Here is a 23,251-nt window from a genome sequence, read left to right on the forward strand (position 1 = left end):
GAGTCAGCGCGTCTCGCGGTGGTTGGTCTTGGCGTTGCAGCGGGAGCAGTACTTCGCCAGTTCGAGCCGGTCGGGGTTGTTCCGACGGTTCTTCTTGGTGATGTAGTTGCGCTCCTTGCACACCTCGCACGCGAGGGTGATCTTGGGGCGGACATCCGCGGACTTGGTTGCCATTGCTCTTCCTTACGATGTGCCGACCCGGGCCCGGGCCGCTGGCGGAGCTTGTTGAGTAGCGGGAGCGGGGATCGAACCCGCGACCTCACGATTATGAGTCGTGCGCTCTGACCGTCTGAGCTATCCCGCCGCGTCCTGCCGGCTCGCGCGGCACGGACCGCGCGGCCGGGCACGACCAGAGCCCCGAAAGGGAATCGAACCCTTGACCTTCTCCTTACCATGGAGACGCTCTGCCGACTGAGCTATCGGGGCAGCGGGAACGAGAGTACATGCTGTGCGGCCCTCGGGGGAAATCCGGGGGGCAGATGTGGCGGGGGCCACGTCGGGGCGCCTGCGGGGAGCCGTGCAGCCGGGCTCGCCCGGCGCCGTCCGGCGGGAGGCGGGCGGGTCCCGGAACCACGAAGGGCGCCTCCATCATGGAGACGCCCTGTCGATTGGTGGCGGGTGCAGGATTCGAACCTGCGAAGCATTCCGCGGCTGATTTACAGTCAGCTCCCTTTGGCCGCTCGGGCAACCCGCCGTATGGTCGGTGGACCGGGTGAAACACTACCAACTTCGCCGGCAGTTCGTGACCATCGGCCCGCGCAGCGTGGCCAGTCCCACATGAAGGAGAGCAACCGTGGCGAGCGACTCCTCGTTCGACGTCGTCAGCAAGGTCGACCGGCAGGAGGTGGACAACGCGCTGAACCAGGCCGGGAAGGAGGTCTCCCAGCGGTACGACTTCAAGGGTGTGGGCGCCTCGATCGCCTGGAGCGGCGACTCGATCGTGATGACGGCGAACACCGCCGAGCGGGTGCTCGCGATCCTCGACGTCTTCCAGTCGAAGTTGATCCGCCGCGGGGTCTCCCTCAAGGCCATCGACACCGGCGAGGACGAGCCGCAGCCCTCGGGTAAGGAGTACCGGCTCGCCGGCACCCTCAAGGAGGGCCTCTCGAGCGAGAACGCGAAGAAGATCACCAAGCTGATCCGTGACGAGGGACCCAAGGGGGTCAAGACCCAGATCAGTGGGGACGAGGTGCGGGTCAGCTCGAAGAAGCGGGACGACCTGCAGGTGGTCATCTCGATGCTCAAGGACGCCGACATCGACGCGGCGCTGCAGTTCGTCAACTACCGCTGAGGACCGACGAGCCGAGCGTCTCCGCACAGCCTGGCCCAGTGGGGCACACCCAGGCCCCAACTGAGCAGAACTAGGCCGAGCTAGGCGGAGCCAGGCATAGCCGGGCCGTGGCGAGCGGAGCGTGGACGTGCCTGTGGCCCCGCTGAGCGTTGCTCGGCGGGGTTCGGGGTGGGGTACTCAGAAGGGTGGGGGGTCGAGGCCGGGGTCGTCCGGCCGGTTCTTCGGTGGGTCGGCGCGGCGCCCGCGATCGGCGGGGTTGATCAGGTGTTGGTCTTTCGGGTGGGCCGGGCCGGTCCCGGTGGGCGGCGCGCCCGCACGGATGCGGTGGCGATGATGGTGCGTGGCGTGGGGGTTGTCCGGGGGCCGCGCCTGGGGATGGGACGGGGAACGTGCCGCGCCCGTCGACGAGTAGCAGCTCCCCGCTGGGGGAGGTCCACAGGTAGGTCCCGGGTGTGATCATGACGTAGGACCAGGCCCCGTGCGTCTTCGCCCTGTGGTGCCGGCGGCACAGCGGCGCGAGGTTGCACCCACAGGTAGGGCCACCCTGCTCGAAGGGGAGGATGTGGTCGAGGTCGCACGCCCGGGCGCGGCGGGTGCAGGAAGGGAACACACACTGCGGGTCGCGTGTGGTGACCTGGTGACGAAGGCGGCCCGCGATCTCATAGCTCTCGGTCGGGTAGTGACCGGACAGGTCCACCACCGGGCGCACCAGCACCCTCGTGCCGGGCGTGGCGCACCATGACCTGATCTGCTCGGCCGAGACCGGCGAGCGGGTGTTCTCACACCGCCCCACCACCCCCGAGCCTGGCCGGCCATCACACGAGGGGTCGAGGGCGTCAGCGCTCAGATGCAGGATCAGCTCGATCCGACGCCCGGGATCGGTGGACGGCTGCGTGGGAGGCGGTTCGGCGCTGTCTTGATCACCCGCCGCCCTCTCGACCGGTGGGATCGCCAGCATGAGCTCCCGGCGGGCGATCTCACCGACCGCCCGGGCCCGGCGGGCATCCAGACTCTCGGCGGACCCGAACGCCCGCAGCTGGGCCGCCGTCGCGGACACCGCCGCATCCAGATCGAGCGCATCAGCCAGATCCAGGACCCCGTCCACCTCGACCGTGCCGCCCGCACCGACCACCTCCGGGCCGCCGGGCTCGTCCAACACGATGTCGAAGTGGCGGCCCTCATCCGCCTCCCGCCGCCGGGCCTCGGCCGCCTCGGGATCGAACCGATCCAACGCCGCAGCGACCGCGCGCTGCACCTGAGCCCCTGAACAGGACCCGATCACCGGCGCCAGCTGCGCATCGACCCAGGCAGCACCCTCAGCAGACAGGACCCTGGTGGAGCGGGCCACCTCCCGTGCCCGCCACAACCGCACCTGCCCGCACACCACCCGCTCCCACAGCCGGGTCAGGCGGAACGCGAGCTCAGTGACCTCACCGACGTAGCCGCGCGCAGCATCGGGCGACATGCTCAACGATGTGGCCAGCTCGCAGAACTCCAGATCCGCCACCCACGGCGCACCCGGGCCCGCCAGGCGCATCGGAGCCTCCAACCCCGCCAGCACCGCCCGCTCGATCGGCTCGTCAGCCTCGATCACCTGTGAAGCACCCATGTCGGTCACGGTGTGCTCAGTGATCCATGCGACCACCAGCCGCGCCGCCTCCACCTCCCACGCCGACGCCGACGCGCGGGCGTGACGCAACGACGACAACACACCCCGCCGCGGATCCACCACGGAACCAGAAGGAGGTGTCGTCGTCATGGATCCCACTCAACCATCGACCACTGACATCGCCCCCTGACCAGGCACGATGCGTGAGCGCTCAGCGCTGCCAGCCGCCGCGGGCCATCTCCTCCAGCCGCGAGACGCGCTCACTCATCGGCGGGTGAGTGGCGAACAACCTTGAGACCGCGCCGGCCTTGAAGGGATTGGCGATCATCAGGTGGGAGACGTCGGCGAGGTCGCCGTCGGGCCGCAACGGTCGTGCGGCCGTGCCGCTCTCCAGCTTGCGCAACGCCGAGGCCAGGGCGAGCGGGTCCTGGGAGAGGGAGGCGCCGTCGGCGTCCGCATCGAACTCCCGGGTCCGGGAGATGGCCATCTGGATCACCATCGCCGCGAACGGCGCCAGCAGCGCCATCGCGAGCATCCCGATCATCCCCAGCGGTCCGTTGTCACGCCCCCGCCCCCCGAAGAACAGCAGGAACTGCGCCACCGAGGTGATCACCCCGGCCATGGCGGCGGCGACGGAGGAGGTGAGGATGTCGCGGTTGTAGACGTGTGAGAGCTCGTGGGCCAGCACGCCCCGCAGCTCGCGCTCGTCCAGCAGCCGCAGGATCCCGACCGTGCAGCAGACCGCTGCGTTGCGGGGGTTGCGGCCTGTGGCGAAGGCATTGGGAGCCTCCGTGGGCGAGATGTACAGGCGCGGCATGGGCTGGCGGGCCTGGGTCGCCAGCTCCCGCACGATCGCGTACATCGCCGGCGCCTCGGCCTCACTGACCGGGCGGGCCCGCATCGCGCGGATGGCGATCTTGTCCGAGCGCCAGTAGGAGACGAACGTGGAGACCACGCCGATCCCTGCGAACAGCCAGATCCATGACGCGCTGCCGGTGCCGCCGGCGACCAGCGCGCCGATCCCGAGCACCACCGCCCAGAGGACGCCGAACAGTGCCGCCGTCTTCACACCGTTCGCCCACGTGCGAGTCACTGGCCGTTCCCTCCTGCTCCGTATGCCCTGGGAGCGGCGGGGTCACGCGCGGGCGGACACTCCTCGCGAGATCTCGGTCATGTCCTCGCGCGGGACCACCTTGACGCGTTCCCGTCCGTGCTCCTCACCCAGGGAACGCTCGTAGGCGTCGAGTAGTTCCCAGCCCTCCCAGGTGGTGTACGCCACGCCTGCCTCGTCGAGGCGGTCGATGACCGCCTGCGGGTCTCTCTGGGTGGCGGGGGTGAGCGTGCCGTCCTCGAGACCGCTGGTCACGTCCTCGACGAGGTGCCGGATGGTCTCCGCCGCATCGGACTTCGTGTGACCGATCAGCCCGACCGGGCCACGCTTGATCCAGCCCGTGGTGTACAGGCCGGGGATGTGCTCACCATCGGCACCCAGCACCCGGCCGCCTTCGTTGGGGATGACACCGGCGACGTCGTCGAACGGTACGTCCGGCAGCGGGGAGCCGAAGTAGCCCACCGCCCGGTAGACGGCCTGGACGTCGAAGTCGGTGAACTCACCGGTGCCACGCACATTGCCGTCCCCGGTGAGTTCGGTGCGTTCGGTGCGCAGACCGATCACCTTGCCGTCGGCGCCCAGCACCTCGTGCGGCTTGTGCAGGAAGTGCAGGTGGATCCGCCGCGAGGCGGTCAGTTCGCTCGGGTCGCGCAGCGTCCAGTCGGTGAGCGTCTTCACGACCTGCTTGGTCTGGTTGGAGGAGCGGATCGCCTCCTCCGACCCCTCGTCGAAGTCGAAGTCCTCGGGATAGACCACGATGTCCACGTCCGGCACGTGGCCGAGCTCGCGCAACTCCAGCGGGGTGAACTTCACCTGGGCCGGCCCACGGCGGCCGAAGACGTGCACATCGGTGACCGGGCTCTTCGCCAGGCCCTCGACGACGTTCTCCGGGATCTCGGTCGGCATCAGGTCCTCGACGTGCTTGGCGAGGATGCGCGCCACGTCCAGGGCGACGTTGCCGACCCCCAGGACTGCGATGTGCTGCGCCTCCAGCGGCCAGGTGCGCGGCACGTCGGGGTGGCCGTCGAACCAGGAGACGAAGTCGGCGGCACCGTAGCTGCCGTCGAGGTCGATGCCGGGGATGTTGAGGTCCGCGTCCCGGATGGCACCGGTGGAGAAGATGACCGCGTCGTAGTACTCGCGCACGTCCTCCAGGGTGAGGTCCGACCCGAAGTCCACGTTGCCGATCAGGCGGATGTCCCCGCGCTGCAGCACCTTGTACAACGCGGTGATGATGCCCTTGATCCGCGGGTGGTCGGGCGCCACGCCGTACCTGACCAGGCCGTAGGGCGCCGGCAGCCGCTCGAACAGGTCGATCTCGACGTCCAGGTCGGACTTGGACAGGATGTCGGCGGCGTAGATGCCGGCGGGGCCGGCCCCGACGATGGCAACGCGGAGGGTGGTAGGCACGGGGTGGGATGCCTCTTTCGGATCGGTCGAGGGCACCGTGGGGTACCGGGGACGGGTGAAGAGCTGCCCCCAGTCTAAGGGTCACCTCACCGGACGCCTCCGCCGAGGACGGCGTCTCACACTGCGGGCGAGAGCGAGCGGTACGTTGGGCGCGTGCCGACCCCCGAACGCCCGCTCACCGATGCCGGAGCGCTCGATCCACGCGGGCTCGCCGCCGGCATCGCCGGATACGCGTGGTGGGGCCTGCTGCCGCTGTACTTCCCACTGCTCGCGCCCGCGAGTCCGCTGGAGATCACGGCCCATCGGATCGTCTGGTCGCTGCTCGCGTGCCTGGCACTGCTCGCGCTGCTGGGCCGTCTGCGCCAGTTCACCTCGCTCGTGCGCGATCGCCGGCTGACGGCGCGACTGGCGCTGGCGGCGACGCTGCTCTGCGTGAACTGGGTGGTGTTCGTGCTGGCGGTGGTCACCGGGCATGTGGTCGACGGCGCGCTGGGGTACTACATCAACCCGCTGATCACGGTCGTGCTGGCCGTGCTCGTGCTCGGAGAGCGGCTGCGACCACCCCAGTGGGTGGCCGTCGGCTTCGGTGCCGCAGGCGTGCTGGTGATCGCGATCGGCTACGGCTCGTTCCCGTGGATCTCGCTGGTCCTCGCCCTCAGCTTCGGTGGCTACGGTCTGGTCAAGAAGCAGGTGGGCGCCCGGGTGCCGGCCCTGCCCGGCCTGGCAGTGGAGACGATGGTCCTGACCCCCGTCGCCCTCATCTTCCTGGTGGTGCTGGCCGTCATGGGCGTGGGAACGTTCGGGCAGCCCGGTGCCGGTGGCCTTCCTGCGCCCGGTCTGGCCGCGCTGCTGGTCGCCGCCGGGGTCGTCACGTCGGTCCCGCTCGTCCTGTTCGCCACGGCCGCCCGCCGGTTGCCGCTGGCGATGGTGGGGCTGTTGCAGTACCTCACCCCGACGATGCAGTTCCTCACCGGGGTGCTGCTCTACCGCGAGGAGATGGATGCCGGCCGCTGGGCGGGCTTCGCCCTCGTCTGGATGGCTCTGGTGGCCCTGACCTGGGACGGGCTGCGTGCGGCACGATTCGGCCGCCGCCGCCGTGATCCGCGCATAGAATCGGCCCCGGACCGACCCGAGAGCTCGGAGGCATAATGACCGGCGTGCTGTTCGTCTGTGTCAAGAACGGTGGCAAGTCACAGTTGGCGGCGGCACTGATGCGAGCCCGGGCGGGCGATCGGCTGGCTGTCTACTCGGCCGGCACCGCCCCCGGGAAGGCCCTCAATCAGGAGTCCGTCGATGCGCTGGCGGAGGTGGGCGCCACCGTCGAGGGTGAGTACCCCAAGGCCGTGGTCCCGTCGCTGCTGGACGAGGTCGACCGGGTGGTACTCCTCGGCTCGGAGGTCGAGCTCGAACCTGGTACAGCACCGGTGGAGCGCTGGGAGACCGACGAGCCCTCGGAGCGCGGGGTCACCGGGATGGAACGGATGCGGCTGATCCGCGACGACATCGCCGCCCGGGTCGACCGCCTGGCCGCAGAGCTGGGCTGACCCGCCCGCCGCCGGATCCTGCCCGGTCTCAGGCCATCCGGTCCACGAGCATGCCCGCGAACACCTCGAGGGCCTCACGTTCCGGCGACTCGGGCAGCGGCCCGAGTTCGGCGATCGCCTTGTCGGACCACTCCCGCGCCATGGCACGCGCCTCGTCGAGGACGTCGTGGCCTCGCAGCCGGCGCAGCAGATCGGCCAGCGCCTCGTCCGAGCTCAGGTCGCCGTCGTCCAGATCGGACAGCAGGGCCTGGCCCGCCTCGTCCAGGGTTCCCGCGGCAGCCCGGGCCCGGAGCAGCAGCACCGGCATCGTCGCCACACCCTCGCGCAGGTCCGTCCCCGGCGTCTTGCCGGTGGTGGCGGAGTCCGAGACCAGGTCGATGACGTCGTCGGCGAGCTGGAAGGCCACACCGACCTTCTCGCCGTAGCGCACCGCCGCATCCTGGATCTCCCGGTCCGCTCCGGAGAGCATCGTCCCGTAGCAGGCCGAGGCGGCGATCAGGGATCCGGTCTTGTCCGCGAGCACCCGCAGGTAGTGATCGATCGGGTCCTCCCCCTCGCGCGGGCCGAGGGTCTCGTGCAACTGCCCCATCACCAGCCGCTCGAAGGCGTCCGCCTGGACCCGTACCGCGCGTGGACCGAGCTCGGAGACCAGCTGGGAGGCACGGGCGAAGAGCAGGTCCCCGGTGAGGATCGCCACCGAGTTGCCCCACACCTCGTGAGCGCTGGGCGCGCCCCGGCGCAGCGGCGCCGAGTCCATCACGTCGTCGTGGTAGAGCGTAGCCAGGTGCGTCAGCTCGGTCGCCACCGCGGCCTGGCGCACCTGCTCGTTGACGCCGCTGCCGAACTGGCTGGTCAGGAGGACCAGCACGGGCCGGATGCGCTTGCCGCCCGCGGCCAGGAGATGGCGGGAGGTCTCGTCCACGATCGGCTCGGCGTGGCTGGTCGCCTCGCGCAGACGGCGCTCGACCTCGTCCAGCTCGTGGCTCATGCGCGACTCCAGGCCGGAGTCACCCATGGCAGGTACGGATGTGGTCACAGCATGAACTTAGTCGCTTCGGCCGCGAGGGACAGAATCGGCGTGGGCAGCACACCCAGCACCACGGTCGCGACGGCGCACACCGCCACCGCGATGGCGGTCGTGCCCTCCGTCCGCACCACGGTGGCTCCTGCCGTCCCGGCCGGCTCGGTGAAGAACATCAGCACGATCAGGCGGACGTAGAAGAACGCGGCGGCGGCGCTGGCGAGCACGGCGACGACCACCAGCGGCCATCCCCCACCCTCGACAGCAGCGGCGAACACGGTGAACTTGCCGACGAAGCCCGCCGTCAGCGGGATCCCGGCGAAGGAGAGCAGGAACAGGGTGAAGCAGGTGGCGATCACCGGGTGGCGCCGTCCCAGGCCCGCCCACTGGTCCAGCCGCGTGGCCTCCGCCGTCACGTTGCCCTCGGCGTCCCGTTCACGCACGAGGGTGACCAGACCGAAGGCGCCCACGGTGGCCAGGCCGTAGACCAGCAGGTAGAACATCACCGAGCTGATGCCGGAGGTGGTGAGGGCGATCACGCCCAGCAGCACGAAGCCGGCGTGGGCCACCGAGGAGTAGGCCAGCATCCGCTTGATGTCGGTCTGCACGATCGCCAGGACCGTGCCGACGACCATGGTCAGGATCGCCACGCCCCACAGCATCGGGCTCAGATCCCAGGTCAGGCCCGGCACCACGGTGTACATGAACCGCACCAGCGCCGCGAAGGCCGCGATCTTCGTGCAGGCCGCCATGAACCCGGTGATCGAGGTGGGCGATCCCTGGTAAACGTCGGGCACCCAGGAGTGGAACGGGACCGCACCCACCTTGAAGAGCAGTCCGACGAGCACCAGCACCACCCCGGCGAGCAGGATCGCGTCCATGCCCACCATCATCGGGACCGCCGAGGCGACGTCCGCGTACCGCACGGAGCCCGAGTACCCGTACAGCAGCGCCAGGCCCATCAGGAAGAAGGCTGAGGAGAAGGCGCCGAGCAGGAAGTACTTCAGCGAGGCCTCCTGCGAGAGCAGCCGACGCCGCCTGGCCAGGCCCGCCAGCAGGTACAGCGGCAGCGAGAGCACCTCGAGGGCGATGAACAGCGTCAGCAGGTCCGAGGCCGCGGGGAAGACCAGCATGCCGCCCACCGAGAAGAGCACCAGCGGGAACACCTCGGTCTGGACCAGCCCGAGGCGACGCGCCTGGGCCTCGTAGGCCGATCCCGGGGTGCCGGCGGCGACCGGCGTGAAGCCGTCCTCCCCGCCGGCGCGGTCGGCGATGACCAGCATGCCCACGAAGGCGCACAGCAGCACCACGCCCTGCGCCAGCAGCGCCGGTGCGTCCTCGACGATCGCGCCACCCACCAGCTCGGCCGGACCCTGGGACTGCACGATGGTCCAGCGCCAGGCCACCGTCACCAGGGCGGCACCGAGTGCCACGACGGCGAGGATCACCTGCACGGTGCGGCGCACCGCATCCTTGACGAACGCCTCGATCAGCACCCCGAGCACGGCGGCCCCGAGCACGATGAGGATCGGAGCCAGGGCGGCCCAGTCGATCGACGGTGGGACGAAGGAGGTCATGAGGCGCTCCCGAGGATCGCGGCGAACTGGTCAGCGGCTGGAGTGAGCACGTCGAGCACCGGCGCGGGGAAGAAGCCCAGCGCCAGCATCGCGACGACGAGCGGCACCATCGTCCACCGTTCCCGGCCGTCGAGATCGGGCAGGTTCGACCGGTCGGTGGCGACCGGTCCGGTGAAGATCCGCTGGTAGGCGAGCAGGATGTACAGGGCGGAGAGCACCACGCCGATCACGGCGAAGACACCCGCCGCCGGTGAGGCCTCGAAGCTGCCCAGCAGCACCAGGTACTCGGGGACGAACCCGCTCAGGCCCGGCAGGGCGAGCGTCGCCAGCCCGGAGATCAGGAACACCCCGGCGAGCACCGGCACCACCCGCTGCATCCCGGAGTAGGCGCTCAGCTGTTGCGACCCGCCGCGCTGGGCGAGGAACCCGGCCGCCAGGAAGAGCGCGGCGGTCGAGACACCGTGGGCGACCATGTAGATCATCGAGCCGACCATGGCCGTCTGGGTGCCGACGAAGATTCCGAGCACGATCAGGCCGAAGTGGGAGACGGAGGTGAAGGCGATCAGGCGCATCACGTCCTTCTGCCCGATCGCCACGATCCCGCCGTAGATGATCGAGATGATCGCCAGCACCACCAGGTAGGGCGCGACGTTCGCGATCGCCTCGGGGAACAGCGGCAGGCAGATCGCGATCATCGCGAAGGTGCCGACCTTGTCCAGGACACCGACCAGCAGCGCCGAAGTACCCGGCGGGGCCTGCTCGGCGGCATCGGGCAACCAGGTGTGCACCGGCACCATCGGCGCCTTGATCGCGAAGGCGACCAGGAAGCTGATCAGCACCCAGAGCTGCGCGGTGTAGTTGCCCTCGAGGGCACCGGCCAGGTTGTCGAGCAGCAGTGCCTGCTCCCCGCCCCCGGTCTGGGCGAGCAGGTAGATCACCCCGGCCAGCATCACCAGGCCGCCGGCGAGGGAGTAGAGCAGGAACTTCATCGCCGCGGGCCGGCGGTTCGCACCGCCGAACACGCCGATCATGAAGTAGACGGGGATCAGCATGGCCTCGAAGACCACGTAGAAGGCGAACAGGTCCCGTACGGCGAAGATCGCGATCATCATCGCCTCGAGCGCGAGCACCAGGGCCACATACCCCGCCCGACGGCGGTCCAGCGCCCGGGTGTCCGGCTCACCGTCGGCTGCGGTAGCCCCGCCGCCCGGCAGCACCACCTCGTTCCAGGCCGCGGCGAGCACGATCGGGACGAGCGCCACGGACAGCAGGATCATCACCAGCCCGAGACCGTTGATCCCGACGGCCCAGGACGCCCCGATGGCGGGGATCCAGGAGTAGGTCTCGGTCAACTGGTAGCCGCCGCCGGCATCGAAGCCGGGGACCATCGCCACGGCGGCGGCGAGCACGAGCACGCTCACCACCAGGCCGAGCGGGCGGGCGATCTTCTGCACACCAGGGACGAGCCAGATGACGGCGGCCGCGACCAGCGGCAGCGCCACGAGCAGGGAGAGCCAGGGCAGACCGGCAAGGGTGGAAGTCATGGATCCTCCGACTCAAACTCGCGTGGCGAGGACGACGACAACGGCGAGCACGACACCGACGACCATGATCGAGGCATAGCTGCGGACGAATCCCGTCTGCAGCCGGCGCCACCGGTTCCCGAGCCCGACGGCCCCGGTCCCCAGTCCGCGCGCGGCGCCGTCGACCACCGAGGTGTCGGCGTCGGTGAGCACCTCGGTCATCCGGGCGCCCGGGGTGGCAAAGACGGTCTCGTTCACCGTGTCCTGGTACAGGTCGGCGCGGGCGGCGCGGGTCAGGACCGACCCTCGTGGCGGCGCCACGGGCACCGCGGCGGCACCGTACTGGCGCCAGGCGAGGAACGCCCCCAGCAGCACCAGGGCGATGGTGGCGGCGATCAGCAGCGGGATCGGTAGCACCGGTTCGTGGTGCTCGACGTGGCCGGTGACCGGCTCGAGCCAGTGGGTGAAGGTGTCACCGATCGCGAGCAGTCCGCCAAGGGCCACCGACCCGACGGCGAGGATGATCATCGGCACGGTCATCAGTGCCGGCGACTCGTGCGGGTGCTGGACCGGGTCCTCGGTGACGTTGCCGCCGGCCGTGTCCGTGCCGTCGTTCCAGCGGGCCTTGCCGTGGAACGTCATGAAGAACAGGCGGGACATGTAGAACGCCGTGATCCCGGCGCCGAGCAGGGCGATCGGACCGAACACCCACGGCTGCCAGCCGTCGCCGACGAAGGCGGCCTCGATGATCTTGTCCTTGGACCAGAAGCCGGAGAATGGCGGGATGCCCAGGATCGCGAGCCATCCGGCTCCGAAGGTGATCCAGGTGATCTGCATCGACCGGCGCAGCGCGCCGAACTTGCGCATGTTCACCTCATCGCCCATACCGTGCATCACCGACCCGGCCCCGAGGAACATCCCGGCCTTGAAGAACCCGTGCGTGAGCAGGTGGAAGATCGCGAAGGCGTAGCCGATCGGCCCGAGGCCCGCGGCCAGGACCATGTACCCGATCTGGCTCATCGTGGAGGCGGCGAGGGTCTTCTTGATGTCGTCCTTCGCGCACCCGACGATCGCACCGAACAGGAGCGTGACGGCGCCGATGATGGCCGCGACGAGCTGCGCCGTCGGGGCTCCCTCGAAGACCGGGGCCGACCGGACGATCAGGTAGACGCCGGCGGTGACCATGGTGGCCGCGTGGATCAGCGCCGAGACCGGCGTCGGGCCGGCCATGGCGTCCCCGAGCCAGGCCTGGAGCGGGAACTGGGCCGACTTGCCGCACGCGGCGAGCACGAGCATCAGCCCGGTCGCCGTCAGGACGCCCTCGTTGGTGCCGGCGGCGGCGGCGAAGACGCCCTCGAAGTCCACGGCGCCGATCGAGGCGAACATCAGCATCATCGCGACGAGCAGACCCATGTCCCCGACGCGGTTCATCACGAACGCCTTCTTGGCGGCGACCGCGTACTCGGTGCGGTGGTTCCAGAAGCCGATGAGCAGGTAGGAGGCCAGGCCCACGCCCTCCCAGCCGACGAAGAGCAGCGCGTAGGAGTCGGCCAGGACCAGCACGAGCATCGCTGCCACGAACAGGTTCAGGTAGGCGAAGAACCGCCGGCGGGAGTCGTCGTGGGCCATGTAGGCGACCGAGTAGATGTGGATGAGCGCACCGACGAAGGTGATCAGCAGCACGAACGTCATCGAGAGCGGGTCGACCAGCAGGCCCGCGTCCACGCTCAGGTCACCGGCGGGGATCCACGAGAACAGGTGGATGCTGTGGATCCGGTCCTCGCCGGGTTGCCCGAGCAGCTCGAGCAGGATCCCGATCCCGAGCAGCGCGGCGGCACCGGCGGCGACGACGCCGAGCCAGTGCCCCCAGGCGTCGGTGCGCCGGCCGCCGACCAGGAGCACGGCAGCACTGACGAGCGGGATGGCGACCAGCAGCCAGGCCAGACTTGTCAAGGGCATCGCAGAAGTGGCGTCCATGACCTCAATCAATTCTTCAGCAGGTTGGCGTCATCGAGCGACGCCGACCCGCGGGTTCGGTGGATGGACACGATGATCGCCAGGCCGATCACGACCTCCGCCGCGGCCACCACCATCACGAAGAAGGCGATCACCTGCCCCTGCAGGTCACCGTGCATCCGGGCGAAGGTGACCAGCGTCAGGTTCGCGGCGTTGAGCATCAGCTCCACGCCCATGAACGCCACGAGGGCGTTGCGGCGCACGAGCACGGCGACGGCACCGATCGAGAACAGGATCCCGGACAGGACCAGGTAGTGCACCAACGTCATCGCTCGTCCCCCTCCTCAGGCCGGTCGGTGGCCGGCTCCGGCGGCTCACGGTGTGCTTCGTCCCCGGTGTCGGTCACGGGGGCCCCGGAGGCGATCATGGCCACCCGCCCGGTCTGGGTTGCGGCCTCCTCGTCACGCTGAACCTGACCGCGCACGCGCAGCACCGTCGTGACCGAGGCGTCGAGGGTCTCGCCGGTGGCCGACAGCGCCGGCATGTCCGCGGAGTTCGTGCGGGCGTAGACGCCGGGTCCGGGTGCGGAGGTGACGGCAGTGGCGGAGCCGGTGCGCTTGAAGGTGGCGAGCTTCTTCTCCACCGTCTCACGCTGGCCGGTGCGCGGTCCGAGGCGCCGGCGGTGGCTGAGCACGAGTGCACCGAGAGCCGCGGTGATCAGCAGGGCGGCCGTGAGCTCGAAGGCGAAGACGTACTGGCCGAAGATCAGCCGCGCCACCCCGACCGGGTTGGTGTCGGCGTTGGCGGCGGTCTGCCCCACGGCCGGCCCGAACTCGGGGCGGGTGAGTACGGCGACCATCAGCACGAGCAGCCCCAGTCCTCCGACGACGGCGATCCACCGCTGCCCGGCGAGGGTCTCGGTGAGGGACTCGGTCGAGTCGACACCGATCAGCATCAGCACGAACAGGAACAGCATCATCACCGCGCCGGTGTAGACCACGACCTGTACCACCCCGAGGAACGGTGCCTCCAGCGCGATGTAGAGGACGGCCAGACCCACCATCACGCCCGCGATGCTGACGGCGATGTGCACCGGGCGGCGTGCGAACAGCAGGGAGAGCGCGCCGAGGACCATCAGCGGAGCCAGCACCCAGAACAGGACCGCCTCGCCGGTGGAGATCACGAGCTGCTCGGTCATCGCTGGCCTCCCTGCGAGCTACGCGTGGTGGCCACCGAGTCCAGGCTAGGGTCCTCGGGCCGGTGCTCGCGGACCCAGTCCACCTGCGTCTCGGTGGGGCCGGTGACCGAGCCCATGTAGTAGTCGCCGTCGGTGGTGCCCTCGACCATCGGGTGGGGAGCGGAGAGCATGCCCGAGCGCAGCGGCGCGAGGAGCTGGTCCTTGTCGAAGATCATCCCCTCGCGGGTGGTGTCGGCCAGCTCGTACTCGTTGGTCATCGTCAGCGCCCGGGTGGGGCAGGCCTCGATGCAGAGCCCGCAGAAGATACAGCGCAGGTAGTTGATCTGATAGACCTTGCCGTACCGCTCCCCCGGTGAGTACTGCGCGCCGGGGGCGTTGTTGCCACCCTCGACGTAGATCGCATCCGCCGGGCAGGCCCAGGCGCACAGCTCGCACCCGATGCACTTCTCCAGCCCGTCCGGGTGCCGGTTGAGCTGGTGTCGCCCGTGGTAGCGGGGCGCGGTGGGCTTCTTCTCGAACGGGTACTGCTCGGTGACCACCGGCCGGAACAGCGAGGCCATCGTCACGCCGAACCCGGCGACCGGGGCGAAGAACTCCTCGATGGCGTTCTTGTCCTGATCGCCGTCGACGTCGAAGTCGTTCATGTCGTGGGTCGCGCCCATCGCCGTCTTGGTGGTACGCGGCTCGGGGCTGCGCCCACGCTTCTTGGAGTCAGCCATCGGTGTTCTCCTTGTCGGTGGCGGGACCGGCGTCGGCCGGCGCGGTCACCTTCGCCCGCCGGGGCGAGGGAGGCAGGGTCTGGCCGGGCAGCGGCGGCACGGGATATCCGCCGGCGAAGGCGTCGAAGGGCTTCTCCTCCTCCGGCGGGTCCACCGCCTCCCGTTTGCGTTCGGGGATGAGCATCAGCACGACGGCGAACAGCACCAGTGCTCCGGCCAGAGCGAACAACAAGGTCTGCAGGCTGATGTCGGTGAACTGACGCAGACCCTGGATCGCGGCCACGCCGACCACCCAGGCGAGCGCCACGGGGATGAGGATCTTCCAGCCCAGGTTCATGAACTGGTCGTAGCGGAAGCGCAGCAGGGTCGCGCGCAGCCACACGAAGAAGAACATGAAGCCCCAGAGCTTGATGAGGAACCACAGCAGTGGCCACCAGCCCTCGTTGAACATGCCGTCGTTGATGGACGAGAGGGGCCACGGCGCACGCCAGCCGCCCATGAAGAGCGTGGTCGCGATCGCCGACACGTTCAGCATGTTGATGTACTCGGCGAGGAAGAACCAGGCGAACTTCATCGAGGAGTACTCGGTGGTGTATCCCGCAACCAGTTCGCCCTCGGCCTCGGGCAGGTCGAACGGGAGCCGGTTGACCTCCCCGGTCATCGAGATCAGGTAGATCACGAACGCCGGGGCGAGCGCGACCGACCACCACAACTGGGTCTGCGAGTTCACGATCTCGGAGGTGGACATCGACCCAGCGACGATCAGCACGCTGACCAGGGACAGGCTCATCGCCAGCTCGTAGGAGATGACCTGCGCCGTCGATCGCACCGACCCGAGCAGCGGGTACGTCGATCCCGAGGCCCAACCGCCGAGCACGATGCCGTAGACGCCAAGGCCGGCGATGCCGAGGAAGTAGAGCACCGACACCGGCAGGTCAGTGAGCTGCAGCGGCGTGACGATATCGGTGAACGGGATCTGCACCGCGGGGCCGAACGGGATGATCGCGAAGATCATGAACGCACAGAACACCGAGATCAACGGGGCGACCTGGTAGATGAGCTTGTCCGCACCCTTGACGTTGATGTCCTCCTTGAGGAGCAGCTTCAGGGCGTCCGGGATCGACTGCACCAGACCGAAGGGACCGCGCACGTTCGGACCCAGGCGCTGCTGGAAGCGCCCGATGATCCGCCGCTCGAACCACAGCGCGAAGAGCACCGAGAGCAGCAGGAAGACCAGGATCGCCGCAGCCTTGATGAACACCAGGCCGATCGTGTCGGCCGAGAAGTCCGCACCACCCGCCGATGCGAGCACGGGAACGACCGATGGGCTCATCGCTGTACCTCCGAGGTGGTGGCGGACAGGTCGACGACGCCCGCCGCGCCCGTCCCGAGCATGCGGTGGACCGAAGATCCTGGGGAGTGCTGCGGCAACCAGACCACCCGGTCGGGCATCGCCAGGATCGAGACGGGCAGCTCGATCGACCCGGCCGGACCGCTCACGCGCAGTGTCTGGCCCTCGAGCACCCCGACCTCGGCCGCGGTCGCGGCCGAGACATGGGCCACCGCCCGGCGCTGGGTGCCGGCCAGGTGCGGCTCGCCGTCCTGCCCGCGCCCGGAGTCCAGCTGCAGGCGCCAGGTGGCCAGCAGCGCCGTCCCCGGCGCGGTACCCGCCGGGGTGCCCGGCGCGGCGTCGACGTCCGGTGCCGGCGCACGCTCGCCGTCCCAGCCGCTGAACTCGGCCAGCTCGGCCCAGAGGCCGTCCAGGTGGCGCGCACCGAGGTCGGAGCCGGCCGCGGCCGCGATCATGTCGAGCACCCGGGCATCGCTGAGGGCGTGATCGTCGAAGACCGCCTCGAACGGGCGTGGCCGCCCCTCCCACGTGAGGAAGGTGCCCGTCTTGTGCGCCGGCGGCGCCACCGGCAGGACCACGTCCGCGTAGCCGGTGACGGCGGAGCGCCGCACCTCCAGCTGGACCACCGTGCCCACGGCCGCCAGGGCGGCCTCGGCGAGCCGGGGGTCGGGCAGGTCGTCGAGCTCGATCCCGCCGACCAGCAGCGCGCCCAGGTCGCCGTCGCGGGCGGCCTGCAGGATCGCTGTCAGATCGCGTCCGGCCCGCTCGGGCAGCCGCTCCACGCCCCACGCCGCGGCCACGTCCACCCGTGCCTGGGGGTCGGCGACCGGCCGGCCGCCGGGCAGCATGCCGGGCAGCAGGCCCACCTCGACGGCGCCGCGGTCACCCGCACGCCGGGGGACCCAGGCGAGGCGGGCGCCGCTGGCTGCGGCGAGGCGCTGCAGCGCGGTGAACCCGCCGGGGACACCGCCGAGGCGTTCGCCAGCCAGGATCACGCCACCGCGCAGCCGGTCCGCCAGGTCGCCCAGGTCGATCCCCGCGGCCTCGGTGGCGCCGTCGGCCAGCGCGCCCAGGACGGCGGCCTCGCCGCCGGGAGCGGTCTGGAGCAGGTCCGCGCGCAGCTTCGTCGAGCCTCGGGAGGCCAGCGGCGCGATCGTGCTCACCCGCACCGTTCCCGCGAGGACGCCCTTGCGCAGCCGCAGGAAGATCGTGCCGGCCTCCTCCTCGGGCTCGAGCCCGACGAGCAGGACCTCACCGGCGCGCTCGAGGTCGCGGAAGGTCACATCCATCGCCGACCCGGCGACCCGGTGGCCGAGGAAGTCGGCCTCCTCCGCCGAGTGCGCGCGGGCGCGGAAGTCGACGTCATTGGTGGCGAGCACGACGCGGGCGAACTTCGACCACGCGTAGGCGTCCTCGACCGTCAGCCGCCCACCGGGCAGCACCCCGACCCGGCCGGCCGCGGCCGCGAGCTCACGCGCCGCCACGTGCACGGCCTCCGACCAGCTGGTCGGCACGAGCTCACCGGTCTCCTCGTCCCGCACGAGCGGGTGGGTCAGCCGGTCCGGCGCGCTCTGCCAGGGGTGGGCGAAGCGGTCCTTGTCGGTGATCCACTCCTCGTTGACCACCGGGTCGTCGCCGGCCAGCCGGCGCAGCACCACCCCGCGGCGGTGATCGATGCGGATCGCACTGCCGCAGGCGTCGTGCTCGGCCACCGACGGGGTGGAGACCAGGTCGAACGGGCGCGAGCGGAACCGGTACGAGGCGGAGGTGAGTGCGCCGACCGGGCAGATCTGGATGGTGTTGCCGGAGAAGTAGGACGCGAACGGTCGTCCGGAGGTGTCCAGGGCGGCTGCCCCGAGCGTCGGGGTGCTCTCCCCCGTGCCCGCGGCCAGGGCGGGCTCCCCGCCGGGTCCGACGGTCTCGTGGTCGGGAGCCTCCACGCCACCGGCGAAGCCGAGGATCGCCTCGTCGAAGCGGCCGATCTGCTGGGCCGGGAGGCCATGGTCGTCGCTGCTGCCCGGGGTCCCGCCGCCGCGGCCCTGCAGATCGATGAAGGGGTCACCGGCGATCTCGTCGGAGAAGCGGGTGCACCGCTGGCACAGGATGCACCGGTCGCGATCGAGGAGGATCTGGGTAGAGATCTTGATCGGCTTCGGGAACGTGCGCTTGACGCCGGTGAAGCGCGAGGTGCCGCTGCCGTTGGACAGTGCCTGGTTCTGCAGCGGGCACTCCCCGCCCTTGTCGCAGACCGGGCAGTCCAGCGGGTGGTTGATGAGCAGGAACTCGATCTGGCCCCGCTGGGCCTTCTCGGCCACCTCCGAGGAGTGCTGGGTGCTCACCTGCATCCCCGGCATCACCTCCAGCGTGCAGGAGGTCTGCGGCTTGGGCATCGGGCGGACGTTGCCCTCCCGATCCGGGGCCGCGACCTCGACCAGGCACTGGCGGCAGGCGCCGGCGGGCTTGAGCAGCGGGTGGTCGCAGAACCGGGGGATCTGGACGCCGATCTGCTCGGCGGCGCGGATCACCAGCGTGCCCTTGGGGACGCTGACCTCGACGCCGTCGATGGTCAGGGTGACGTCGTCGGGCTTGGCGACGGCGTCGCTGGACGTGCTCGTCGTGGCGGTCATGAGGTGACTCCGGTGAACGCGGCGTTGGCTTCGTAGGGGAACAGCTCCCAGGCGGGGGTGTGCAGGCCCTGCTCGAACTCGTCCCGGAAGTACTTGATGGCGCTCTTGACGGGCGTGGCGGCCGCATCGCCCAGCGCACAGAACGACCGGCCCTCGATGTTCCCGGCCACGTCGAGCAGCAGCTCGATGTCGGACTCGGTGCCTTCGCCTGCCTCCAGTCGCTGCAGGATCTGCTTGAGCCAGAAGGTGCCCTCCCGGCAGGGGGTGCACTTCCCGCACGACTCGTGCTGGTAGAAGTCGATCCAGCGGGTGACGCAGCGCACCACCGAGGTCGTCTCGTCGAAGACCTGCAGGGCACGGGTGGCCAGCATCGAGCCGGCCGCCCCCACCGATTCGTAGTCGAGGACGACGTCGAGGTGCTCGGCCGTCAGGATCGGCGTGGAGGAACCACCCGGCGTCCAGAACTTCAGCTCGTGCCCGTCCCGGATCCCGCCGGCCATGTCCAGCAGCTCGCGGAAGGTGATACCCAGCGGCGCCTCGTACTGCCCCGGACGGGTCACGTGGCCGGAGAGGGAGAACAGCCCGTGGCCCTTGGACTTCTCGGTGCCCATCGAGGCGAACCAGTCGGCCCCGTGACGCACGATGCCGGGGACCGAGGCGATGCTCTCGACGTTGTTGACCACCGTGGGCCGGGCGTACAGGCCCGCGACGGCGGGGAACGGCGGCTTGAGCCGGGGCTGGCCGCGACGGCCCTCGAGGGAGTCCAGCAGCGCGGTCTCCTCACCACAGATGTAGGCGCCGGCGCCCGCGTGGATCGTCACCTCGAGGTCGTAACCGGTGCCCAGGATGTCCGAGCCCAGGTAGCCGGCCGCCTTGGCCTCGCGCACGGCGGCGAGCAGCCGGCGGTAGACGTGCACGACCTCCCCGCGCAGGTAGATGAAGGCGTGGTGGCACCCGATGGCGAAGGAGGTGATCGCCACCCCCTCGATCAGGGCGTGCGGGTTGGCCAGCATCAGCGGGATGTCCTTGCAGGTGCCCGGCTCGGACTCGTCGGCGTTGACCACGAGGTAGCGCGGGCCGCCGTCGGGCTGGGGCAGGAAGGACCACTTCAGGCCGGTCGGGAAGCCGGCACCGCCACGGCCGCGCAGACCGGAGTCCTTGACCATGGTGATCAGGTCGGCCGGATCGGTCTGCAACGCGGTGCGGAGCCCGTCGTAGCCGCGGCGGTCGACGTAGGTGTCCAGCTTCCACGACTGCGGGACATCCCACAGGTCGCTCAGGATCGGGGCCAGGGTGCTCACGAGTTCGTGCCCTCCTCGTCGGTGCTCTTGACCGGATCGGCGTCGGCGTCCCCGGGCGTGCGCGGCTCGCGCTCGGCGCTCGAGCCCTCGTCGCCGACGGGGTCGTGGCCCAGGGCGGCGGCCTCGGCCGCTACCTGCGGACCGGCGGCCTCCTCGGCCTCGTCGGTGCCGGGTGCACGCCAGTTGTTCCGGCGGGCGAGCTCGAGACCGACCAGGGTCGCCGACCCGGCGCCGAGGCCCTCGTCGGCGTGGCCGTCCTCGAAGCCGGCCAGCACACGGGAGACCTCCTTGAAGGTGGCCACCCGGTCCGCGCCGCGGGTCGGGGTGACCGGCTCGCCGGCCAGCAGCTTGCCCACCGTCTCCGCCGCCGAGGTCGGGGTCTGGTTGTCGAAGAACTCCCAGTTGATGACCATCACGGGGGCGTAGTCACAGGCGGCGTTGCACTCCACCCGCTCCAGCGTGATCGTGCCGTCCTCGGTGGTCTCGTCGTGCCCGATCCCCAGCGTGGCCGAGAGGTGGTCGAAGATCGCGTCCCCGCCCATCACGGCGCACAGCGTGTTCGTGCACACGCCGACGGTGTAGGTGCCGTTGGGGTGGCGCTTGTACTGGCTGTAGAACGTCGCGACGGCCGAGACCGATGCCCGGGACAAGCCCAGCACATCGGCGCAGAAGCCGATCCCGGCCGGGCTGACGTAGCCGTCCTCGGACTGGACGAGGTGCAGCAGCGGCAGCAACGCCGAGCGGGGCTGGGGGTAGCGCCCCAGGATCTCCTGGGCGTCGCGGCCGAGGCGGTCGGCGACGTCGGCGGGATAGCTGGTCATGGATGTGGCCATCAGCGGTCCACCCCTCCCATCACCGGGTCGATGGACGCGACGGCGACCACCACGTCGGCGATCGTGCCGCCCTCGCACATCATCCCGAGGGTCTGCAGGTTGTTGAACGACGGGTCCCGGAAGTGCGCCCGGTAGGGGCGCGTCCCGCCGTCGGAGACGAGGTGGACCCCGAGGACGCCCTTGGGGTGCTCGATCTGCTGGTACACCTGCCCCGCGGGCACGCGGAAGCCTTCGGTGACGAGCTTGAAGTGGTGGATGAGCGCCTCCATCGAGGTGCCCATGATCGTGCGGATGTGGTCCAGGGAGTTGCCCTGTCCATCGCTGCCGACCGAGAGCTGCGCCGGCCACGCGATGCGCTTGTCGGCCACCATCACCGGGTGCTTGCCCTTGCGGTCCTGGGCCTCGAGCCGGGCGATGACCTGCTGGACGATCTTCAGCGACTCGCGCATCTCCTTGAACCGCAGCACCACGCGGGCGTAGGAGTCGGCGTCGGTGTGCGTGGGCACCTCGAAGTCGTAGGTCTCGTAGCCGCAGTACGGCTGGGACTTGCGCAGGTCGAACGGCAACCCCGCCGAGCGCAGGATGGGTCCGGCGGCGCCGAGCGCCATCGCTCCCGCCAGCGGCAGGTAGCCCACTCCCTGCAGGCGTCCCAGGAAGATCGGGTTCTTCAGGGTGAGCTTCTCCAGCTGCCCGATCCGGTCGCGGATCTGCGGGATGTACTCGCGCACCATCTGGGTGGCGCCGGGCGGCAGGTCCACGGCCACGCCTCCGGGCCGGATGTAGGCGTGGTTCATCCGCAGGCCGGTGATCGACTCGAAGATCCGCAGGATGTCCTCGCGCGCGGTGAACGCGATCGTCATCATCGTGGTCGCACCGAGCTCGTTGCCGCCGGTGCCCAGCGCGATCAGGTGGGAGGAGATCCGGTTGAGCTCCATCATCAGCACGCGGATCAGGCTGGCGCGCTCGGGGACGTCATCGGTGATGTCGAGCAGCTTCTCCACCGCCAGGCAGTACCCGACCTCCTGGAACAGCGGCGCCACGTAGTCCATGCGGGTGCAGTACGTGACCCCCTGCGTCCAGGTCCGGTACTCCATGTTCTTCTCGATGCCGGTGTGCAGGAAGCCGATCCCGCCGCGCGCCTCGGTGACCGTCTCGCCCTCGATCTCGAGGACGATCCGCAGCACGCCGTGGGTCGAGGGGTGCTGGGGTCCCATGTTGACGACGATGCGCTCGTCCGGGTTCGCCATCGCGTCGGCGCTGATCTCGTCCCAGTCGCCGCCGGTGGCGGTGTACTCGCGGGCGCCGCCGGTGTCGCCGATGGGGCCGGTGGCCCTGGGACTGGAGGTGGAAGAGGTGGTGGACATCAGTTGTACGACCTCCGGTTGTCCGGGGAGGGCACCGTGGCGCCCTTGTACTCGACCGGGATGCCGCCGAGCGGGTAGTCCTTGCGCTGGGGGTGCCCGGGCCAGTCGTCGGGCATCTGGATCCGCGCGAGGGACGGGTGGCCGTCGAACACGAGGCCGAAGAAGTCCCAGGCCTCCCGCTCGTGCCAGTCGTTGGCGGGGTAGACGTCGATGATCGTGGGGATGTGCGGATCGGCGTCCGCCACTGCGACCTCGAGGCGGATCGCACGGTTGTGGGTGATCGAGAACAGCGGATACACGGCGTGGAGCTCGCGCATCTCGTCCTTCGGGTAGTGCACGCCCGAGACGCCCAGGCAGAGCTCGAACCGCAGGTCCTGGTCGTCGCGCAGCGCGCGGGCCACCACCGGCAGGTGCTCACGGCGCACGAAGAGGGTGCACTCCTGGCGGAAGACGACCACCTTCTCGATCGCGTCGTCGTAGGCCACCCCGGCCTCCTCGAGCACCTCGGCGAGGATGTCGACCACCTCGTCGAAGTAGCCGCCGTAGGGCCGCTGGCTCGGGCCGGGCAGGGCCACCACCCGGCGCAGACCGCCGTAGCCGGAGGTGTCCCCGGTGCCGCGCACCCCGAACATGCCCTCGCGGACCTCGACGACGTCGAGCGGCGCCCGGCCGGCGGTCTCGCTCACCTGCTCCAGGTGCTGGGAGCCGGCCTCCTGCGCCTCCTGGGAGGGCGGGGTGACGTGCTTGTCCTGCTCATCGCTCACGCCACATCCTCCTTGCCTGAGCGCTGCGGTGCCTCGCTCCGGTGCAGCTCGT

General features: G+C 70.1%; 20 protein-coding genes and 3 tRNA genes. 3 read left to right on the forward strand and 20 right to left on the reverse strand.

Going from position 1 to position 23,251, the window contains the following annotated elements; genetic code table 11:
- Window positions 1-3: 3 nt before the first annotated feature.
- From rpmG to LQF12_RS13320, 4 genes are all read right to left on the reverse strand, one after another.
- The gene (gene rpmG, locus LQF12_RS13305; protein WP_231053394.1) at window positions 4-174 is read right to left on the reverse strand and encodes a 50S ribosomal protein L33; all 171 of its coding nucleotides are present in this window, start codon (window positions 172-174) and stop codon (window positions 4-6) included.
- Between the two features lie 56 nt (window positions 175-230).
- A tRNA-Met gene (locus LQF12_RS13310) sits at window positions 231-304 on the reverse strand.
- 49 nt (window positions 305-353) lie between these two features.
- Window positions 354-426, reverse strand: a tRNA-Thr gene (locus LQF12_RS13315).
- Window positions 427-609: 183 nt separating this feature from the next.
- Window positions 610-694: transfer RNA gene (locus LQF12_RS13320), tRNA-Tyr, on the reverse strand.
- 99 nt (window positions 695-793) lie between these two features.
- Here LQF12_RS13320 and LQF12_RS13325 point away from each other — a divergent pair.
- Window positions 794-1,291, forward strand: coding sequence for a YajQ family cyclic di-GMP-binding protein (locus LQF12_RS13325; RefSeq protein ID WP_231053395.1), 498 nt, complete (start codon window positions 794-796; stop codon window positions 1,289-1,291).
- Window positions 1,292-1,361: 70 nt separating this feature from the next.
- Here LQF12_RS13325 and LQF12_RS13330 read toward each other — a convergent pair whose 3' ends face one another.
- The 3 genes from LQF12_RS13330 to LQF12_RS13340 all read right to left on the reverse strand — a co-directional run bounded on the left by LQF12_RS13330 (window position 1,362) and on the right by LQF12_RS13340 (window position 5,421).
- Entirely contained in the window at window positions 1,362-3,050 is a 1,689-nt protein-coding gene (locus tag LQF12_RS13330; protein WP_231053396.1) for an HNH endonuclease signature motif containing protein, read from the reverse strand.
- A 61-nt stretch (window positions 3,051-3,111) separates the two neighbouring features.
- Entirely contained in the window at window positions 3,112-3,993 is an 882-nt protein-coding gene (gene htpX, locus LQF12_RS13335) for a zinc metalloprotease HtpX (protein WP_231053397.1), read from the reverse strand.
- Between the two features lie 42 nt (window positions 3,994-4,035).
- Complete coding sequence (locus LQF12_RS13340) at window positions 4,036-5,421, reverse strand: FAD-dependent oxidoreductase (RefSeq protein WP_231053398.1); 1,386 nt, start codon at window positions 5,419-5,421, stop codon at window positions 4,036-4,038.
- Window positions 5,422-5,574: 153 nt separating this feature from the next.
- Between LQF12_RS13340 and rarD the strand changes: the two genes are divergently transcribed.
- Together rarD and LQF12_RS13350 are read left to right on the forward strand one after the other, a co-directional pair.
- Window positions 5,575-6,570: an EamA family transporter RarD gene (rarD, locus tag LQF12_RS13345; RefSeq protein WP_231053399.1), complete on the forward strand. Its 996-nt coding sequence runs from the start codon at window positions 5,575-5,577 to the stop codon at window positions 6,568-6,570.
- Entirely contained in the window at window positions 6,570-6,965 is a 396-nt protein-coding gene (locus tag LQF12_RS13350) for an arsenate-mycothiol transferase ArsC (protein ID WP_231053400.1), read from the forward strand. Before rarD ends, LQF12_RS13350 begins: the two co-directional genes overlap by 1 nt.
- Window positions 6,966-6,993: 28 nt before the next feature.
- Here LQF12_RS13350 and LQF12_RS13355 read toward each other — a convergent pair whose 3' ends face one another.
- From LQF12_RS13355 to LQF12_RS13415, 13 genes are all read right to left on the reverse strand, one after another.
- Window positions 6,994-7,980 carry a polyprenyl synthetase family protein gene (locus LQF12_RS13355; protein WP_354004710.1) on the reverse strand — a complete coding sequence of 329 codons (987 nt, stop codon included), beginning with the start codon at window positions 7,978-7,980 and terminating at the stop codon, window positions 6,994-6,996.
- 17 nt (window positions 7,981-7,997) lie between these two features.
- Window positions 7,998-9,563, reverse strand: a complete 1,566-nt coding sequence (nuoN, locus tag LQF12_RS13360; RefSeq protein WP_231053402.1) for an NADH-quinone oxidoreductase subunit NuoN — start codon at window positions 9,561-9,563, stop codon at window positions 7,998-8,000.
- Window positions 9,560-11,107: an NADH-quinone oxidoreductase subunit M gene (locus LQF12_RS13365; RefSeq protein ID WP_231053403.1), complete on the reverse strand. Its 1,548-nt coding sequence runs from the start codon at window positions 11,105-11,107 to the stop codon at window positions 9,560-9,562. Before LQF12_RS13365 ends, nuoN begins: the two co-directional genes overlap by 4 nt.
- Window positions 11,108-11,119: 12 nt before the next feature.
- Window positions 11,120-13,045 carry an NADH-quinone oxidoreductase subunit L gene (gene nuoL, locus LQF12_RS13370; RefSeq protein ID WP_231053404.1) on the reverse strand — a complete coding sequence of 642 codons (1,926 nt, stop codon included), beginning with the start codon at window positions 13,043-13,045 and terminating at the stop codon, window positions 11,120-11,122.
- Window positions 13,046-13,071: 26 nt separating this feature from the next.
- Complete coding sequence (gene nuoK / locus LQF12_RS13375) at window positions 13,072-13,371, reverse strand: NADH-quinone oxidoreductase subunit NuoK (protein WP_231053405.1); 300 nt, start codon at window positions 13,369-13,371, stop codon at window positions 13,072-13,074.
- Window positions 13,368-14,240 carry an NADH-quinone oxidoreductase subunit J gene (locus LQF12_RS13380; protein ID WP_231053406.1) on the reverse strand — a complete coding sequence of 291 codons (873 nt, stop codon included), beginning with the start codon at window positions 14,238-14,240 and terminating at the stop codon, window positions 13,368-13,370. Before LQF12_RS13380 ends, nuoK begins: the two co-directional genes overlap by 4 nt.
- Window positions 14,237-14,884: an NADH-quinone oxidoreductase subunit NuoI gene (gene nuoI, locus LQF12_RS13385; protein ID WP_231055609.1), complete on the reverse strand. Its 648-nt coding sequence runs from the start codon at window positions 14,882-14,884 to the stop codon at window positions 14,237-14,239. Before nuoI ends, LQF12_RS13380 begins: the two co-directional genes overlap by 4 nt.
- A gap of 67 nt (window positions 14,885-14,951) precedes the next feature.
- On the reverse strand, window positions 14,952-16,292 hold the full coding sequence (nuoH, locus tag LQF12_RS13390; RefSeq protein WP_231053407.1) for an NADH-quinone oxidoreductase subunit NuoH: 1,341 nt from the start codon (window positions 16,290-16,292) through the stop codon (window positions 14,952-14,954).
- Window positions 16,289-18,937 carry an NADH-quinone oxidoreductase subunit G gene (locus tag LQF12_RS13395; RefSeq protein WP_231053408.1) on the reverse strand — a complete coding sequence of 883 codons (2,649 nt, stop codon included), beginning with the start codon at window positions 18,935-18,937 and terminating at the stop codon, window positions 16,289-16,291. Before LQF12_RS13395 ends, nuoH begins: the two co-directional genes overlap by 4 nt.
- Window positions 18,934-20,238, reverse strand: a complete 1,305-nt coding sequence (gene nuoF, locus LQF12_RS13400) for an NADH-quinone oxidoreductase subunit NuoF (protein ID WP_231053409.1) — start codon at window positions 20,236-20,238, stop codon at window positions 18,934-18,936. Before nuoF ends, LQF12_RS13395 begins: the two co-directional genes overlap by 4 nt.
- Complete coding sequence (gene nuoE, locus LQF12_RS13405; RefSeq protein ID WP_231053410.1) at window positions 20,235-21,071, reverse strand: NADH-quinone oxidoreductase subunit NuoE; 837 nt, start codon at window positions 21,069-21,071, stop codon at window positions 20,235-20,237. The genes nuoF and nuoE overlap by 4 nt, the downstream gene beginning before the upstream one ends.
- Window positions 21,071-22,435: an NADH-quinone oxidoreductase subunit D gene (locus tag LQF12_RS13410; protein WP_231053411.1), complete on the reverse strand. Its 1,365-nt coding sequence runs from the start codon at window positions 22,433-22,435 to the stop codon at window positions 21,071-21,073. The genes nuoE and LQF12_RS13410 overlap by 1 nt, the downstream gene beginning before the upstream one ends.
- Window positions 22,435-23,199, reverse strand: a complete 765-nt coding sequence (locus LQF12_RS13415) for an NADH-quinone oxidoreductase subunit C (protein ID WP_290370700.1) — start codon at window positions 23,197-23,199, stop codon at window positions 22,435-22,437. The genes LQF12_RS13410 and LQF12_RS13415 overlap by 1 nt, the downstream gene beginning before the upstream one ends.
- Window positions 23,200-23,251: the final 52 nt, after the last annotated feature.

Origin of the sequence: Ruania suaedae (assembly GCF_021049265.1) — a bacterium.
Taxonomy (GTDB): Bacteria; Actinomycetota; Actinomycetes; order Actinomycetales; family Beutenbergiaceae; genus Ruania; species Ruania suaedae.